This window comes from Methanosarcina sp. UBA5 (assembly GCF_002505485.1).
In the GTDB taxonomy this organism is placed as follows: domain Archaea; phylum Halobacteriota; class Methanosarcinia; order Methanosarcinales; family Methanosarcinaceae; genus Methanosarcina.
Genome location: NZ_DAVG01000112.1, coordinates 7,005 through 23,456, shown reverse-complemented (window position 1 = coordinate 23,456; position 16,452 = coordinate 7,005). Strand labels below are relative to the sequence as shown.

Annotated in this window: 22 protein-coding genes and 1 tRNA gene; all 23 read left to right on the top strand. The window is 44.4% G+C overall.

Annotation, left to right across the window (positions count from 1 at the left end; translation table 11 throughout):
* Window position 1: 1 nt before the first annotated feature.
* The 23 genes from BP621_RS13225 (at window position 2) to BP621_RS13115 (ending at window position 16,218) form a co-directional block, all read left to right on the top strand.
* The gene (locus tag BP621_RS13225) at window positions 2-499 is read left to right on the top strand and encodes a 50S ribosomal protein L5 (RefSeq protein WP_292391050.1); all 498 of its coding nucleotides are present in this window, start codon (window positions 2-4) and stop codon (window positions 497-499) included.
* Window positions 500-652, top strand: a complete 153-nt coding sequence (locus BP621_RS13220) for a 30S ribosomal protein S14 (RefSeq protein WP_292390724.1) — start codon at window positions 500-502, stop codon at window positions 650-652. It begins immediately after the preceding gene.
* Window positions 653-662: 10 nt separating this feature from the next.
* A complete protein-coding gene (locus BP621_RS13215) occupies window positions 663-1,055 on the top strand; it encodes a 30S ribosomal protein S8 (RefSeq protein WP_292390722.1) in 393 nt (130 codons plus the stop codon).
* 17 nt (window positions 1,056-1,072) lie between these two features.
* A complete protein-coding gene (locus BP621_RS13210; RefSeq protein ID WP_292390721.1) occupies window positions 1,073-1,603 on the top strand; it encodes a 50S ribosomal protein L6 in 531 nt (176 codons plus the stop codon).
* 10 nt (window positions 1,604-1,613) lie between these two features.
* Entirely contained in the window at window positions 1,614-2,051 is a 438-nt protein-coding gene (locus tag BP621_RS13205; protein WP_292390718.1) for a 50S ribosomal protein L32e, read from the top strand.
* Window position 2,052: 1 nt separating this feature from the next.
* Window positions 2,053-2,505, top strand: coding sequence for a 50S ribosomal protein L19e (locus BP621_RS13200; protein ID WP_292390716.1), 453 nt, complete (start codon window positions 2,053-2,055; stop codon window positions 2,503-2,505).
* A gap of 16 nt (window positions 2,506-2,521) precedes the next feature.
* Complete coding sequence (locus BP621_RS13195) at window positions 2,522-3,046, top strand: 50S ribosomal protein L18 (protein ID WP_292390715.1); 525 nt, start codon at window positions 2,522-2,524, stop codon at window positions 3,044-3,046.
* Between the two features lie 9 nt (window positions 3,047-3,055).
* Window positions 3,056-3,682, top strand: a complete 627-nt coding sequence (locus BP621_RS13190; RefSeq protein WP_292390713.1) for a 30S ribosomal protein S5 — start codon at window positions 3,056-3,058, stop codon at window positions 3,680-3,682.
* A 1-nt stretch (window position 3,683) separates the two neighbouring features.
* A complete protein-coding gene (locus BP621_RS13185; RefSeq protein WP_292390711.1) occupies window positions 3,684-4,145 on the top strand; it encodes a 50S ribosomal protein L30 in 462 nt (153 codons plus the stop codon).
* Between the two features lie 10 nt (window positions 4,146-4,155).
* The gene (locus BP621_RS13180; protein ID WP_292390708.1) at window positions 4,156-4,578 is read left to right on the top strand and encodes an uL15m family ribosomal protein; all 423 of its coding nucleotides are present in this window, start codon (window positions 4,156-4,158) and stop codon (window positions 4,576-4,578) included.
* Between the two features lie 142 nt (window positions 4,579-4,720).
* Window positions 4,721-6,199: a preprotein translocase subunit SecY gene (secY, locus tag BP621_RS13175; protein ID WP_292390706.1), complete on the top strand. Its 1,479-nt coding sequence runs from the start codon at window positions 4,721-4,723 to the stop codon at window positions 6,197-6,199.
* Window positions 6,200-6,281: 82 nt separating this feature from the next.
* Window positions 6,282-6,929 (top strand): adenylate kinase, encoded by a 648-nt coding sequence (locus tag BP621_RS13170; protein ID WP_292390704.1) that lies wholly within the window; start codon window positions 6,282-6,284, stop codon window positions 6,927-6,929.
* Window positions 6,930-7,111: 182 nt separating this feature from the next.
* The gene (locus BP621_RS13165; RefSeq protein ID WP_292390702.1) at window positions 7,112-7,390 is read left to right on the top strand and encodes a sugar-specific transcriptional regulator TrmB; all 279 of its coding nucleotides are present in this window, start codon (window positions 7,112-7,114) and stop codon (window positions 7,388-7,390) included.
* 400 nt (window positions 7,391-7,790) lie between these two features.
* Window positions 7,791-8,411: a DUF106 domain-containing protein gene (locus BP621_RS13160; RefSeq protein WP_292390700.1), complete on the top strand. Its 621-nt coding sequence runs from the start codon at window positions 7,791-7,793 to the stop codon at window positions 8,409-8,411.
* Complete coding sequence (cmk, locus tag BP621_RS13155) at window positions 8,411-8,953, top strand: (d)CMP kinase (protein WP_292390699.1); 543 nt, start codon at window positions 8,411-8,413, stop codon at window positions 8,951-8,953. Before BP621_RS13160 ends, cmk begins: the two co-directional genes overlap by 1 nt.
* A gap of 280 nt (window positions 8,954-9,233) precedes the next feature.
* Complete coding sequence (locus tag BP621_RS13150; RefSeq protein ID WP_292390697.1) at window positions 9,234-10,250, top strand: RNA-guided pseudouridylation complex pseudouridine synthase subunit Cbf5; 1,017 nt, start codon at window positions 9,234-9,236, stop codon at window positions 10,248-10,250.
* A gap of 149 nt (window positions 10,251-10,399) precedes the next feature.
* A tRNA-Ser gene (locus tag BP621_RS13145) sits at window positions 10,400-10,482 on the top strand.
* Between the two features lie 553 nt (window positions 10,483-11,035).
* The gene (locus BP621_RS13140; RefSeq protein ID WP_292391048.1) at window positions 11,036-11,743 is read left to right on the top strand and encodes an ABC transporter ATP-binding protein; all 708 of its coding nucleotides are present in this window, start codon (window positions 11,036-11,038) and stop codon (window positions 11,741-11,743) included.
* Window positions 11,736-13,304 carry a hypothetical protein gene (locus tag BP621_RS13135; RefSeq protein WP_292390695.1) on the top strand — a complete coding sequence of 523 codons (1,569 nt, stop codon included), beginning with the start codon at window positions 11,736-11,738 and terminating at the stop codon, window positions 13,302-13,304. Before BP621_RS13140 ends, BP621_RS13135 begins: the two co-directional genes overlap by 8 nt.
* A gap of 481 nt (window positions 13,305-13,785) precedes the next feature.
* Complete coding sequence (locus BP621_RS13130; RefSeq protein ID WP_292390692.1) at window positions 13,786-14,274, top strand: 30S ribosomal protein S13; 489 nt, start codon at window positions 13,786-13,788, stop codon at window positions 14,272-14,274.
* Window positions 14,275-14,296: 22 nt separating this feature from the next.
* Window positions 14,297-14,950 carry a 30S ribosomal protein S4 gene (locus tag BP621_RS13125; protein WP_292390689.1) on the top strand — a complete coding sequence of 218 codons (654 nt, stop codon included), beginning with the start codon at window positions 14,297-14,299 and terminating at the stop codon, window positions 14,948-14,950.
* 2 nt (window positions 14,951-14,952) lie between these two features.
* Entirely contained in the window at window positions 14,953-15,333 is a 381-nt protein-coding gene (locus tag BP621_RS13120) for a 30S ribosomal protein S11 (protein ID WP_011305118.1), read from the top strand.
* Window positions 15,334-15,417: 84 nt separating this feature from the next.
* Window positions 15,418-16,218, top strand: coding sequence for a DNA-directed RNA polymerase subunit D (locus BP621_RS13115; protein ID WP_292390688.1), 801 nt, complete (start codon window positions 15,418-15,420; stop codon window positions 16,216-16,218).
* Window positions 16,219-16,452 lie beyond the last annotated feature (234 nt).

Sequence of the window (16,452 nt, the reverse complement as noted above, 5' to 3'; positions counted from 1 at the left end):
TATGCGCACTCCCGTTGTTGAGAAGGTAATTGTCCACATGGGTGTTGGAGAAAGTGGCCAGCATCTCGTAGACGCCGAAGAAATCCTCAGGACTATCACAGGGCAGGAAGTTGTCAGATGCTTTGCCAAGAGGACTCTTCCAGCTTTTTCGATCAAGAAGAGTGAACCCATAGGCTGCAAAGTAACTCTGAGAGGCCAGAAAGCCCAGCAGTTTCTCGAGACCGCTCTGAGTATCGTCGATAAGACTCTTGTCAGGTCCCAGTTTGATTCCCTTGGAAACGTCTCTTTCGGAATTGAAGAACACACTGATTTTCCGGGCATGAGATATGACCCGAATATCGGGGTTTTCGGAATGGACATAACAGTTGTTATCAAACGCCCTGGAGAAAGAATCTGCAAGAGAAGGATTGCAACAAGGAAGATCCCGACTAACCACAGGGTTACAGTTGAGGACGCGGTTGCTTTCCTCAACGAGAGCTATGGCGTGGAGGTCATGTAAATGGCAGAGTCTATAAATAAGTCCGGAAGAGGAGTAAACGTGTGCAAGCGGTGCGGGAGAAAGCAGGGTCTTGTTCGTAAATATGACATTTACCTCTGCAGGCACTGTTTCAGGGAGATTGCCCACGAGATGGGTTTTGAGAAGTATTCGTAAGGTGATTAAAATGGTATTACTTGATCCTCTTGCAAACGCCCTTTCCACAATTAAGAATGCCGAAGTTATTGGGAAAAGCGCCTGTGTTATCAGGCCTGCCTCAAAAAACATTGGCAATGTGCTGAAGGTTATGCAAGATCTTGGCTACATTGGAGATTTCGAGTTTATCGATGATGGAAAAGCCGGAGTCTACAATGTTACCCTTGTGGGAAGAATCAATAAATGCGGTGCAATCAAGCCGCGGTATTCCGTAGGAACTGTCAGCTTTGAGCGCTGGGAAAAGCAGTTTCTGCCGGCAAAGAATTTTGGCGCCCTTATATTGACTACTTCAAGCGGAGTTATGTCCCAGTACCAGGCCCGTGAGAAAAAGATCGGTGGGCAGCTTCTTGCTTATGTATACTGAGCTGGAGGGAACAGGAAATGGTTAAGGAAATTAAAAGAATAATAGAGATTCCTGAAGGAATTTCCGTTTCTTTCTCTCAGGATGTGTTTACAGCCGGGGGTCCCCTGGGAACTGTAGAAAGAAAATTGTGGTATCCTGGAATCAAGATCTACGTCAGGGACGGCGAAGTAGAGGTGGATGCGGAATCTTCCAGGAAAGAACAGAAAGCCATGGTAGGCACTTTTACTTCTCACATCAAAAACCTTATGAAAGGCGTAAATGAGGGTTTTGAGTGCAAGATGACTATTCTGTACGCTCACTTCCCAATGCAGGTAAAAGTTGATGGTAAGGCCCTCGTAATCGGAAACTTCCTTGGTGAAAAAAAGCCAAGAATTGCAAAAATCCTTGGCGAGACAAAGGTTAAGGTTAGCGGAAATGAGGTAACTGTTTCCGGAATCAACAAGGAAGATGTCGGGCAGACTGCTGCAAATATTGAACAGAAGACCAAGATCAAGAGATTCGACCCGAGGGTTTTCCAGGACGGAATCTACATTGTGCAGAAGCCCTGAGGTGGTTATGATGGCAGAAGAATTCAAATCAGAAGATACTTCAGTTTCCACCCTTGATATGGACTCTGAATCCAGGCGATTATTCAATGTGAGAAAAGTCCAGAAGGGAAAGAAGCCCCAGTTCAAGAGAGCAGCCTGTCATAAGTTTAAGAGGCTTGACAGCAACTGGAGGCGCCCGAGAGGTTTGCAGGGTAAACAGCGCAAGAAATATGTCTCAAAAGGTGCTCATGCCCAGGTAGGGTACGGAAGCCCTGCTGCAGTAAAAGGCCTGCACCCATCCGGTTATTCGGATGTGCTTATTTCCAGCGTTGCTGAGCTTGAGCTTGTTGATCCCTCTTATGAGGCTATCAGGATAGCATCGACAGTAGGCGCAAGAAAAAAAGCTGTTATTATCACAAAAGCTGGAGAACTCGGTATTAAAGTTCTGAACCCTGGAAGGAGTGAATAAAATGTCAGATCTGGCCAATCAAAGAAGGTTAGCCTCCAAAATTCTCGAATGCGGACTTGACAGGGTATGGCTTAATCCGGAAGCCTCCGAAGAGATCGCGTCGGCAATTACCAGGGACGATATTCGCGGGCTCATTGAGAAAGGCACTATTAAGGCCAAGCCAGTCAAAGGAGTCAGCAGAGGCCGAGCCAGAGCTCTTGCTGCCAAGCGCAAGTATGGGCACTGTAAAGGTCAAGGTTCAAGAAAAGGTAAGAAAGGGGCCCGCACTCCGAAGAAGGAGCAGTGGATCAAAAAGATCCGGGCTCTTAGAAGAAGGCTCAAGGAACTGCGTGCAGAAGGGGCACTTGATAAGTCCGTGTACTGCAGACTTTACAGGAAAGCAAAAGGCGGCGAATACAGAAGCGTTTCCCACCTGAATGCCCACCTTGGGTCTGAAAAACTGTTAAAGAAATAACCTGGAGGAGCTAAATATGGCAACAGGACCAAGATATAAGGTTCCTTTTAGACGAAGAAGAGAAGGACGCACTAATTACCACCTGCGACTCAAGTTACTGCTCTCAAGGCAGGATCGTGTGGTTGTCAGGAAAAGTGCAAGAAATGTTCAAATCCAGTTAATAGCTCCGACTCCAGATGGGGATATCACTTATTCCTCAGCCGTTTCGAGTGAGCTTGCTAAATACGGTTATACAGGGGCTACCGGAAACACAACGGCTGCATACCTTACAGGGCTCCTGTTTGGGCTGAAAAGCTTGAGGAAGGGATATGAAGGAGGAATTCTGGATGTAGGACTTCAGGCTTCCTCTGCAGGCTCCAGGGTCTACGCTGCGCTTAAAGGTATAGTAGACTCGGGTTTCGAAGTCCCCTGCAGCCCTGAAGTTTTCCCTTCGGACGAGAGAATCCGGGGAGAGCACATTGCTGAATACAGAGAAGAGAGCTCAGACCTGCCAGAGCAGTTTGAAGCAACCAAAGAGAAAATCTTTGCTGAGTTTAGTTAAGGTGATTAAATGGCATTCGATGAAGAGTGGGTTCCGAAAACCAGGCTTGGAAAATTAGTCGTAGAAGGACAGGTTGCTTCTATGGAAGAAGCAATCAAATCAGGCCTGCCTATCAGGGAACCTCAGATAATTGATATGCTGCTTCCTGACCTGGAAGACGAGGTGCTCGATATTAACATGGTCCAGAGGATGACTGACTCTGGACGTCGTGTGAAATTTAGAGCAACCGTAATCGTAGGGAACAGAAACGGCTATGTAGGGCTCGGGCAGGCAAAGGACGTGCAGGTAGGGCCTGCTATCCGCAAGGCAATTGATGCTGCAAAGCTCAATATCACCTATATCCGCAGAGGCTGTGGATCCTGGGAATGTGCCTGTGGTCTGTCTCACACCGTTCCTTATGAAGTTACCGGGAAGGCAGGCAGTGTAAGCGTAACTCTTATTCCGGCACCAAGAGGCCTTGGAATTGCAGCAGGTAACACTGCAACCAAAGTGCTGGAAAAAGCCGGGATTAAAGATGTATGGACCAAGACCTTTGGTACTACAAGGTCTACCCTCAACTTCGCAAAAGCAACCTTTGATGCCCTTAACCAGGTCAACGTTATGAGGCTGCCAGTGTACTGTAAGGAGGAAGCTTGAAATGTACGCAGTTGTGAGGTTGAGAGGCCAGGTTAATGTCCGATATACCATTGAAGATACCATGAAGATGCTTCGTCTGCACAAGGTTAACCACTGTGTGCTTGTGCCCGAGAATCCTCATTTTAAAGGTATGGTTCAGAAGGTGAAGGACTACGTTGCCTTTGGGAAAATTGACGCAAAGACCCTTGTGGAGATCCTCGAAAACCGTGGAAGACTCGAAGGCGATACCCGCCTGACCGAGGAATACATCCGGGAAAACACTGCCTATGATTCAATACAGGCTTTTGCTGAAGCCGCTGTTAAAGGAGAAACTACCCTTAAGGCCATTCCCAAATTGAAGCCTGTTTTCAGGCTTCACCCTCCAAGAAAAGGGCATGCAGGGATCAAAAGGACCGTACAGCAGGGTGGCGAGCTCGGAGATCACGGCGATGGGATCAATGCGCTCCTGCACAAAATGAGATAAGGTGGTTGTAATGGATACAAAGAAGTTCAGAGGGTCCAGGACCTGCGGAGGCGGGACTCATAAAAACAGGCGTGGAGCCGGAAACCGCGGAGGCCGTGGAAAAGCCGGAGGCTGTAAACACCACTTTGTAAGAGCTATGTTCAGGGGATACAGCTACGGAAAGCATGGTTTCAAGCTCCCTGCTGAGATTTCCAGGGACATTTCCATAGTAAATGTGGGAGAACTTGACGAACTTGCTCCTTATCTTGTTGAAGAAGGGCTTGCAGAAATCAAGGACGGTGCATACCACATTAACCTTGAAAATCTCGGAATTGAAAAAGTACTCGGAAGCGGACGTGTTACGAAGAACCTTGCAGTTACTTCGGTAGAATTCTCCGCATCTGCCCGCGAAAAAATTGAAAACGCCGGCGGAAGTTGTATCAATGCAGAATAAGTAATGCCAGAGTGACATTACTTATTTTAATTATTTTGGTAACTTTTTCATATTAGATGCACTATAATACCAATGTCTTACGGTAAAACGTAGTCTAACATTTTCAAATATTATAAACAAATTATATTAAATGGTGTAATCGATGACTCTCAGGGATACGTTAGAACCGTTTTTTAACAAGTTACCTGCAGTAGCAAGTCCGGAAAAACACGTCCATTTTAAGGATAAGCTCTGGTGGACTCTGGGAGTCCTTGTGCTGTACTTTGCTCTGGCAAATGTACCGCTCTTTGGAATGTCTCAGAGTTCGATTGACCTTTTTTCATCTTACCGTGCTTTCTTTGCAGGCGCGTCTGGATCTCTTCTTCTTCTAGGTATTGGGCCTATTGTTACGGCTTCGATTGTCCTGCAACTTCTCGTTGGGGCAGATATCGTTAAACTGGACCTGTCAGACCCTAAAGATCAGTCATTCTTCCAGGGAGCTCAGAAATTCCTTGTGTTTATCATGATCATACTGGAGGCTCTACCGCAGCTACTTGGTGGATATATCCAGCCGGATTCAGGGCTTGCTTCTACACTCGGTGTAGGCCTGGGAGTGATCACCTTCCTGCTCCTTATCCAGATCTTCATTGGAGGCGTACTCGTCCTGTTCATGGATGAAGTAGTTTCCAAATGGGGTATTGGGTCAGGAGTCGGGCTTTTCATTGTTGCGGGAATCTCACAACAGATTGTTACAGGGATCGTTAACTGGGAGCTTGATTCATCAGGGCTTCCGGTAGGGCTGATTCCGAAATGGATTTACATCGCACAGAACGTCGGGGCAGATTACCTCTTCTCAGGTCAGGGTGTGGTGTACATGCTAGTCAATGGAGGGATTCTGGCACTATTGAGTACAGTTATTATCTTCCTGGTTGTGGTATACGTGGAAAGCACAAGGATTGAAATCCCTCTCGCGCACAGTGCAGTTAGAGGAGCCAGAGGTCGTTTTCCTGTCAAGCTCATATACTCTTCAGTGCTGCCAATGATCCTTGTCCGAGCTCTTCAGGCTAACATCCAGATGGTAGGGATTATTCTCGCCGGCAGGGGAATAACTTTCCTTGGAAAGTTCAGCGGGTCCACGCCTCTAAATGGGATCATGTATTACCTTGCTCCGATACACAGCCCTTATGATTGGGTTCCATCTCTTGTGCAGCAATCCTTCTCAAGTTATGGCGCGACAGCTCCTGCTATCTGGCAGATTGGGCTTCATGTCTTTACAGATGCTTTCATGCTTATTGTAGGCGGAATTATCTTTTCCCTCTTCTGGATAGAAACCACAGGAATGGGAGCGAAACCCACAGCCCAGAAGATTTTCAACTCCGGCATGCAGATTCCAGGCTTCAGGCGGAATATTAGCAGTATTGAGAAAGTTACGCAGCGCTATATTCCAAAAGTTACCGTAATTGGTGGGGCTTTTATAGGAGCACTCACCCTGGTTGCGAGCCTGCTTGGTACCCTCGGAAGTGCTGGAGGTACAGGGCTGCTGCTTACTGTGAGTATTGTGTACCGGCTGTACGAGGATATCGCATCCGAGCAGATGATGGAGATGCACCCGATGATTCGTTCCTTCTTCGGGGAGCAGTAAGAATCCGTTTTGGAATGCAAAAAAGTGCAAAAAGGAAACGAATTTAGATGTAATGTAAACAAGCTAACACAGGGATCTTCGAATGAATATAATACTCTTCGGGCCCCCAGGTGCCGGAAAAGGTACCCAGGCCAAAAAAATGGTTGACTACTATGGAATCCCGCAGATCTCCACAGGGGATATCTTGCGGGCAAATGTCAGGGAAGGAACCGAACTTGGGCTTGCAGCCAAGGAATATATGGATAAAGGAGAGCTTGTTCCTGATGAGGTGCTCATAGGGATTATTAAGAACCGTCTGAAAGAACAGGACTGTGAAAAGGGTTTCATCCTTGACGGGTATCCAAGGACAATACCTCAGGCTGACGCTCTAGCAGTTATCCTTGATGAACTCAATAAGCCCATAGATGTTGTTCTCAACCTCGAAGTGCCTGACGAAGAACTGGTTGAAAGAATAAGCGGTCGCCTTATGTGCAATTGCGGTGCCAGCTACCACAGGACTTTTAACCCGCCAAAAAAGGATGGGATCTGTGACATTTGCGGTGGCGAGGTTTTCCAGCGCGCCGATGACAAAGAGGAAGCCGTCCAGAATCGCCTCAATGTCTATAAAAAACAGACCGAACCCCTGATTAACTATTACGCAAAGCAGGGTATTCTGGTAACCCTTGACGGCAAAAAAGATATCGATGAGGTTTTTGAAGATATAAAGGCAGTTCTTACAAAATTTGCCTGAAATCTTCATTTCTTTTTTTGTTTCTGTTGTATCTCCTAACTTTTCTATTCTCTCTTTATACCTTGGTATATAACGAAAAATCTTTGCTTTTTTCGCATTGACTTGATTCAAATAATTTGTATTTAAATAATATGTGGCTGTTTATGTCAACAAAAACTACACGACGGAGAAGCTGAGTTAATATGACTGAAAACTCGATCGATGAACTGGTTAACTGGGTTATCAGCGTTGATCGCCGTTTGATTCTTATGGATTCCATGAAAAGGCACCCTTTTGTAAGGGCTTCAGATATTGCCCATGAGGCAAGCCGATCCACACAGAATATCAGCCACGCTTTAAAGGAACTTGAGAGTAAGGGCTTAATTCAGTGTTTGACTCCTGACAAGACCACATGGAGAAAATATATCCTGACCGATGAGGGAAAAACAATTTTAGAAAAGCTGGATGGGAAATATCTTTGAATATCAAATTTATTGGAAATGTATTTAATTTATCTGTATATTGATCAAAATATAAACCTGAAAAACAATCGAAATATTAACCTGAGAAAATATTTTTTACTCCGAGGTTTCAAGGCTTTGAGCCTTTAGATTTCACTTTCCTATAGCTTATTTTTGCTTGCCTATAATTTCTTTGTTATTTCGGGGAAAACTTTACTGAATTTCATCGGATAGTATAACTTATATATACATCAACACTTATTAACCAGAACAACCTGCGTAATCGTTTAAAATTGGCTCCGTAATCGAGCTGATTTATTACGACTTTACAATACTTTAAGCTTGTCAAGTTTCTATTATCGGAATTCTTCTAGGTTTGAAGATCTCAGAATAATTATTGAATCTGAATGGTGAGGACAACTTGGTTTCGGAGACATTAAAAAATCAAATAGACCGGTTCCTGCTGGCTCTCGGTTTTTCCCTTATGATCGGGATTATGGTTCTTGGGCAGAGTTTCAGGGATGCTGTCGGGAAAGCCGTTGGGATGTTAATGAATCCCATACTTGCGCTGGTCGGGCAGGAGAATTTCTATCTCATCCTTTTGGTAATGGCGGCAATTACTGCTATTTATGCATCCCTTATCCAGAAATACACAATTGACTGGGACCTCATGAGGAATACCCAGGAACGGATGAAGTTTTTCCAGAAGGAATATCGGGAGGCGCAGCTTTCCCAGAATACTTATATGCTAAAAAAACTGGAAGAACAGCGCCAGGAAATGATGGAAGACCAGATGAAAATGTCCAAGCAGCAGTTCAAGCCCATGGCTTACATAAGTATTATTTCCGTTCCTCTCTTCATGTGGGCTTATTATTACATCAGCGGGCACGCGAATGCGACTATGGTGTTTCCGTTCTGGGGTGAACAGTTTCTGACTTCTAAAGCTATTTGGTACTTCCAGCACTGGTTATACTGGTACTTTATCTGTTCTCTTGGAGTTAGCCAGTTTATCAGAAAGGCACTGGATATCGGTGGGGTCTGATGCGGATAACAGTTAGCGGGCTTCCCGGGGGTGGGACGACAACAATTTCAAGGCTTCTTGCGGAATACTATGAACTTGAATTGACCTCCTCTGGTGAAATTTTCCGGAGGATAGCCAAGGAGAAGGGAATGAGCCTGGCAGAATTCGGAGCTATGGCTGAAAAAGACCCTTCAATTGATCTGGCTATCGATAAAAATCAGAGGGCGGTTATCAACAGTCACGAAAAGCTGATCCTCGAAAGCAGACTTGCAGGCCATATGGCTAAAGATGTCCCTAATGTGCTTAAAATCTGGATAAAGGCTCCGTTACCTGTTCGGGTAAAACGAATCCTGAGGCGGGAAAAATCCGTATCTTTTGAGAACGAACTCGAAAAGACAGTTGAAAGGGAAAAATCCGAAGCTCTTCGATATATGAGTTATTACAATATCGATATAGGTGACCTTTCAATTTATGACATCGTTATTGATTCTGAAAAATGGAACCAGTACCAGATTCTTGACATTCTGAGGGTTGCTATCGACTCTCTCGTAGGACCAGAGTAATTTCCCGCAGGTTCTGTCAAAGGCTGGATTTTTATACAAAGCGTAGAGTTTTATTTGCCGGGACCTGATATTACTGATATATTCCAGCAATCATGAGTCTTCGGCATTGATCTCTCTTAAATAATACTACCGGAATTTCTTCTTACATGCATTAAGGGAATTTCCTTTAATCTCGTTTATTTTCACTCAGGTTTACTTTTCACTTATACATGTGTTAAGAACTACTGCATACATATCGTATTTACGTCTATAAATTCAATTCAGGAGTTTTTGAAAAACTATGTCACCTGCTGGCAAATTGCCGTCCGAAGCTGAAAGAACTCTGGTCCGGAAATCCGGTGCCTGGACGAATCCTTCTTACGGCTCTTATCCGGAAAAACGCCCTATCCTTGAGTATATTGAGAAAGGGGTTGTAAATATTGATAAACCAAAAGGGCCGACAAGCCACGAGGTTGCAGCCTGGGTAAAAGCTATTCTGGGTGTGAGTACGGCAGGGCATGCAGGCTCACTTGATCCTAAGGTTACAGGGCTTTTGCCCACTTTACTTGGAAAGGCTACAAAGGCGGTCCCTGCTCTGCGCCTTTCCGGAAAGGAATATGTCTGCCTTCTTAAGCTTCATAAGGAAATGCCTCAAAAACTGGTCAGGAAGGTCTGTGAAGAATTTACAGGTCCTATTTACCAGATGCCTCCTATCAAATCAGCTGTCAAACGCGTCATCAGGATAAGGACTATCTATTACATTGAAGTGCTTGAAATTGAAGGCAGTTTTGTGCTCTTTCGCGTAGGATGCGAAGCCGGGACTTATATCAGGAAACTCTGTCACGATATAGGGCTTGCTCTGGGATGTGGCGGACATATGCAGGAACTAAGGAGGACAAAAGCAGGTCCATTTACCGAGGAAACGCTTATCACCCTCCAAGATCTCAAAGATGCATATGTACTCTGGAAGGAAAACGGGGACGAGTCCGAAATTCGGCGGGTAATTATGCCAATGGAAACGGCTGTATCTCACCTTCCCAAAATTATCCTGCGGGACAGTGCAGTAGATGCAGTCTGTTCAGGGGCTACCCTGGCAGTTCCAGGCATAACAAGCCTGGATGCAAACCTTAAGAAAGGAGAGCTTACAGCGCTGTTTACCCTTAAGGGTGAACTCGTTGCTCTTGCAAAATCTGAAATGAGCACAGAAGAGCTCCTTAAAGCCTCTACTGGGCTTGCAGCAACCTCGGTCCGGATTATGATGGAGGCGGGAACCTATCCAAAAGGTTGGACTAAAAAAGAGTATGGTGTTAAGCTCTAACCTACAAAACTCTTTTAAAAACTCCCCTCATTTAGAATAAAGTTTATATATGACTATTCCATTATGGTATAAGTCGTGCCATAAGCTTTATGCTAACCTTTCTAAAAGAAAGCTTGACCAAAGTCCAGATATAATTTATATCATCATGTGCCGAGGTAGTCTAGTGGTAGGGCGCAAGCCTGGAAAGCTTGTGGGGCTTAGCCCCTCGGGAGTTCGAATCTCCCCCTCGGCGTATCTTTTTAAGCCTTTTCTAAATCACATTTATAAGCTTTTTCTAACTTATGTTTACAAGTCTTTTCTAAATTATGTTTAAATCTGCAGATATCTCCGGTTTTGTTGCGAATATAGCTTCTAATACTCAGTTTTATCTCGAAAGACCAATATTGGAATCTCTCAGAAATAAGGATCAAAAGGAAGACTTCCATTGTATCTGAAGTTTTGAATACTTCTCCTGTAAAAAGCAGGTTAAATGGATCATAAATACTGAGGTTTTGATTGAAGTTGAATAACTTCTTGCTCCTGAGACTGGTAAGTCTATATTTTTGCTGGAACTGGTTGTAAGTTTGTAAAAAAGGCTCTCAATTAAAAAACTAGAATTTGTAGAATGAAAAGATGAATACAAATCTTTCAAAAGCATGAGGGAAATGGGATTATAAAGGAGTTATGATCGAAAAAAGAAGTTAATCTGACAATGTCAAGGTAGGAACCCCGTTGAAAAAGGATCGATTGATTTCAGGCGGGAACGAAAGAAATAAACGGAAAGAAACAGATAATAAATATTGAAAATGAAACTGATCCTTAACCATGTCATAAAAAGTTTTGACAAAAAAGAGGTTTTGCGGGGTGCAAACTTTGCCTTTGAAAAGGGGAAAATTTACGGACTCCTCGGTAGAAATGGCGCAGGTAAAACCACGCTGTTTAACTGCATCAATGAGGATTTGAAGATTGACGGCGGCTCAATTCTCCTTGAAGAAAACGGAGTGAAGAGAGAAGTTTGTCCGGACGATATCGGATATGTTCTGTCGACGCCAGTCGTTCCGGAGTTCTTAACAGGCAGAGAATTTTTAAAGTTCTTTCTTGACATCAACGTGAAAAAAATTCCGGATATTAAACCTATTGACGAATATTTCGATTTTGTAAAGATCGGAAGCGAGGATCGCGACAGGCTTTTGAAGGATTATTCCCATGGCATGAGGAACAAGATGCAAATGCTTGTAAGCTTCATTGCAAATCCCTGCATTCTACTTTTAGACGAGCCGCTGACCTCATTTGACGTTGTGGTCGCCGACGAAATGAAGACGCTGCTGCGTCAAATCAAAAAAGACCACATTATTATTTTTTCCACTCATATCATGGAGCTTGCGCTGGATTTATGCGACGAGATCGTGATCCTGAGCGGCGGGATTCTGGAAAAGATGGAAAAGGATGATCTCAGCAACGAGGCCTTTAAGGATAAGATCATTCAGGCCCTCAGGAAGGATGAGAATGATTGAAACTTTCCTCATGTCCTTCAGGCTTAAAAACGCATATCAAACCAATGGAATCATCTATTCACTCAAATCCATCCCTGTCATCAACAGGCTGCTACCTGTCTCGCTCTATAGAAGTCCGGGGTTGAAGATATTTGCCAATTTCGTCAGCATCCTGTGGGAGATCAGCTCGATGTTTTTGGGCAAAATGCTCTATCTGTTTATTATTATCTTTCTTCTAAAAGATCATATGAAAAGCAGCCCCGCAAACAGCTTCATGCATATGTTTTTCTTTCTTACCATTACGGGCGGTTTCCTCAACACGCATATATTTCATCCCACCAGAGACAAGTATTATGCCATTTTTCTCATGCGAATGAACGCGCGGGAGTATACACTTTCGAATTACTTCTATTTCCTTTTGAAAATTGTTGTCGGATTTTTGCCTTTCACGCTGCTTCTTGGACGGCTTTCCGGGGTGCCTATCGTTATCTGCTTTTTGATGCCGCTTTTTGTGGTTTCCGTAAAACTGATTTTTACTGCCCTCGCGCTTCATGATTATGTCAGAACCGGCCATGCAAAAAATGAAAATCAGCTCAATCCGGTTGCCTTGGTTGGCATTGCTGCATCATTGGCTGCGGCATATCTCCCGCCGTTTCTCGGCTATGCCATGAACGGAGCTATTTTTCTCGCGTTGTTTGTTTTTTCTGCTGTTATAGCTGTATTTTCCTTTTTTTATGTGCTCAAATTCCGTGAGTACCGAAGTATTTGCAAGGAGCTTCTCACAGCGGACAGTTTTGCTATGAACAAAAAAAGCATGGCTGCACGGGCTGTTCAAAAATCTTTGCAGCTGAATATAGACATTAAGGCAACAAGCAGCAAAAGTGGTTATCAGTATTTCAACGATCTTTTTGTTAAGCGGCATAGCATGTTACTTACCAAATCGGCAAAAGATATAACCTTGATTTCCCTTGCGGCACTTGCGTTTTCCATCATGGCCTGTTTTCTTATCCACGGGGCAAAACCGATACTAAACGGGATGATGCTGACTATTTTGCCTTATTTTCTGTTTGTCATGTATTTTGTTAATCGCGGCAAGGTTATCACCCAAGCCATGTTCATGAACTGTGACCACAGTATGCTTACTTACCGGTTTTACAGGCAGCCACGTGCAATTCTGCTTCTCTTTACGGAACGACTGAAATCCATTCTATTGATAAACTTAATGCCCGCTTTGGTAATTGCACTCGGGCTGCCGCTTCTGTTATGGCTTACAGGCGGAACGAACAATGCACTCAATTATGTGCTGCTGTTTGTTTCCATTATTGCCATGTCGGTATTTTTTTCGGTGCACAATATTGTACTATATTATCTTTTGCAGCCTTACAATATCGGTCTCGAAATAAAAAATGGTACTTTTACCATTGTCAATTCCTTTACTTATTTCTTCTGTTATTTTGCCATTGGTAAGAAGGTTCCAACTCTTGTTTTCGGCACGTTGATTTCAGTATTTTGCATTGTGTATATCGCCGTCTCCTTGATTCTTGCATATAGGCTTGCACCAAAGACATTTAAGCTGCGGTAATAGTGGTTTTATGTAAACTAAATAAGAGGGCAGATGTTGAACCGCCCTCTTTTTATTACTACGAGAGCGCAGAGGGTCACGAATACCCCGTCCTTTACAAACTGTCTGACAATTACCTTCGGTAATAAACAAATTCCTTCTTTTTTGATTTTAGAGCCTTATTTGCTTTCTTTTTAGCACTTTTTTATTACTGCCAATAATTGTCGGACAGCCTGTTTAGGGTGAGGTGGCCGCCCGCAATTTGATTTCTTCAAAATTAGGTTGATGCTGGTGGAGATTTTCATTATTCAGTAACTTTTCTGCCATCAGCTTTCAGTCCTTCCGAACATCGCTTTCATTTAGGAATAAGCGCAGATATCCTTATATACTGGTAACTGCATGTAAATGAACTCATCAGTATGTGCTGTAATGAAGCTCCTTTAGAGAGCTGCTCCTGACTTTTTCGCGTATTCTTTAAGGGTATTCGATCAGGGGCTACAGGATGCTGTATGCATTCCCTTGGAGGGAGTATATGGTAGAAGAAAAGAATAATGAAGAATTAAGGCATCTTGTTCGGATTATGAATACCGACCTGCAGGGGGCAAAACCCGTACAGTACGCCCTTACAGGTCTCCCAGGAATAGGGAGGCGCACTGCTATCCTTATTGCAAAAGACGCAGGGGTAGACCCTACTGCTACACTTGGATACCTGCCAGACGAAGAAGTGGCAAAACTCGACAGCGCAATCGGAAAATTTGAGGAAATTGTCCCATCCTGGATGTTGAACAGGCAAAAAGATCTGGCAACAGGACAGGACAAGCACCTGCTGGGAACGGACATCTTACTGACTTTCAGGGAAGATATTAACAACCTGAAGAAGGTCCGCGCCTACAGAGGACTCAGGCACGAAAGAGGCCTTAAGGTCAGAGGACAGAGAACAAAATCTACAGGCCGCCGCGGATCAACTGTCGGTGTCAGCAGGAAGAAGTAATTTTCCGGTCAGGTGATTTTAAATGGCATATCCAGGTAAACAAAGTAAAAGTTTCGAGACTCCAAAGCACCCTTGGCAGGAAGCCAGGATGGCATCTGAAGTCCAGCTTGTAAAGGCATACGGCCTAAGAAATAAGAGAGAAGTCTGGAAAGCAGCCAGTATGCTCAGGATGTACAGGTCTGAAGCCCGGAAATTACTTGCAAGCGCTGCAAACTCTCAGGAAAGAGGACTTGAAGGGCATCAGAAGACTCAGTCCGAAGAAATTCTCGCAAAGCTTATCCGCTATGGTATTATCAAGTCGGATGCTGACATTGATGATATTCTCTCTTTAAAAACCGAAAACATTCTCGAAAGGAGACTCCAGACTCAGGTTCTCCGGCTCGGGCTCGCCAGGACAGTTGTTCAGGCCCGTCAGTTTATTACTCACGGACATATTGCAGTAAACGGCAGAAAGGCTACAATTCCTGGAATGCTCATATCCAAGGAAGATGAGATGCATATAGGCTATTATGGAACCTCTCCACTTGTTAGCGAATCTCACCCTGAAAGACCTGTCCAGGTAGCATCTGCGCTTGCAGACAGCACAACTACTTTGAGGGCTGTTGCAGAAGCAAGACAGGCTAGAGAGAAACCTCCTGAAAGAGGCGGCGGAAGGAAGAAGAGAGGGAGGAGATAATCATGGCAGACATGAAATGGGCCGTAGCTCACATCAAATCTTCGTTTAACAATACAATTATTACTGTAACCGATATCACAGGGGCTGAAACGATTGCAAAGTCTTCCGGTGGTATGGTTGTAAAAGCTGCAAGAGACGAAAGCTCTCCTTATACTGCCATGCAGATGGCAGGCCAGCTTGCTGATCAGCTCAGGGACAAGGGCATTCATGGCATTCATATCAGGGTAAGAGCACCTGGCGGGAATAAGCAGAGAAGCCCGGGCCCTGGCGCTCAGGCTGCAATCAGGGCTTTTGCAAGAGCAGGAATCCGGATTGGCAGGATCGAAGATGTTACTCCTGTCCCACACGATGGTACTCGCCCGAAAGGCGGAAGACGTGTATAAGAAAATTTTTCAGAGAATTTCTTCAGGGAATTCTTCTAAAATTCTCTTTTTAAATGCATTAAAATATAAGGGAAATTAAGGAATATGACGATGGAAGTAGACATTCTGGAGTTATCGGATAGATCTGCAAAATTTGTGCTTTCAAAAGTTAGCACATCTTTTGCCAACGGCATTCGGCGCGCCATGATCGCAGATGTACCAACGCTTGCGATTGAGTATGTGAACCTTTATGACAACACCTCGGTACTCTATGATGAGCAACTGGCTCTACGTCTGTCCTTAATCCCGCTTGTTACGGATGTAGAGACGTATGTGCCACAGGCAGAATGCGATGTTTGCGGAGGAGAGGGTTGTCCTGCCTGCGAGGTTTCCTTAACCCTCAGCGCAGAAGGTCCGGGCACAGTTTATTCGCGAGATCTTATTTCCTCTGATCCTAAAATACAGCCGGCTGACTCTAATATCCCGATCGTTGAGCTGAAAAAAGGGCAGAAGCTTGTGCTTGAGGCCATCGCTCATATGGGCTATGGCAGGGACAGTGTTAAATGGCAGGCAGGAGTCGCTTGCGGCTACAAGAATGTGCCTATTATAACCATTGAAAACTGTGATGCATGCGGGCACTGTGCAGCCGAATGTCCAAAAGGCATTATACGGTTTGAAGAGTCAGGGGCCAAAGTTTCTAGCGAAGATGTCCTAAAATGCTCACTCTGCAAGCTCTGCGAACAGGTTTGTGATATTCACGCGATAAGCATTGGCTTCGATGAGAATGCTTTTGTGTTTACAATGGAGTCCGATGGTTCTTATACAGCCAGAGACCTTGCCCTTAATGCGGTAAATGTGGTCAAAGGCAAAGCTGAAGAACTCTTGAGTATTCTGGGCCAGTTCTGAGCTCCAGCTCGGGTACAGGCCCATATCCAATTTTTTGAAATCTAAAGGTATAGAGAAGCCGTTATGTCTAATTGGCGCTCTTCCAAAACTTATTCCCGGTGACCTTCACGACTCGAAATGTTTATATATTATCCACGATATTGTGAGGAAGTGCAAGGCGTAAGGCATGACGGATAATTAAAAAGAAACAGTACTAGATAGATTAAAACGAAATGCGAGGGTTGCCCAGCCAGG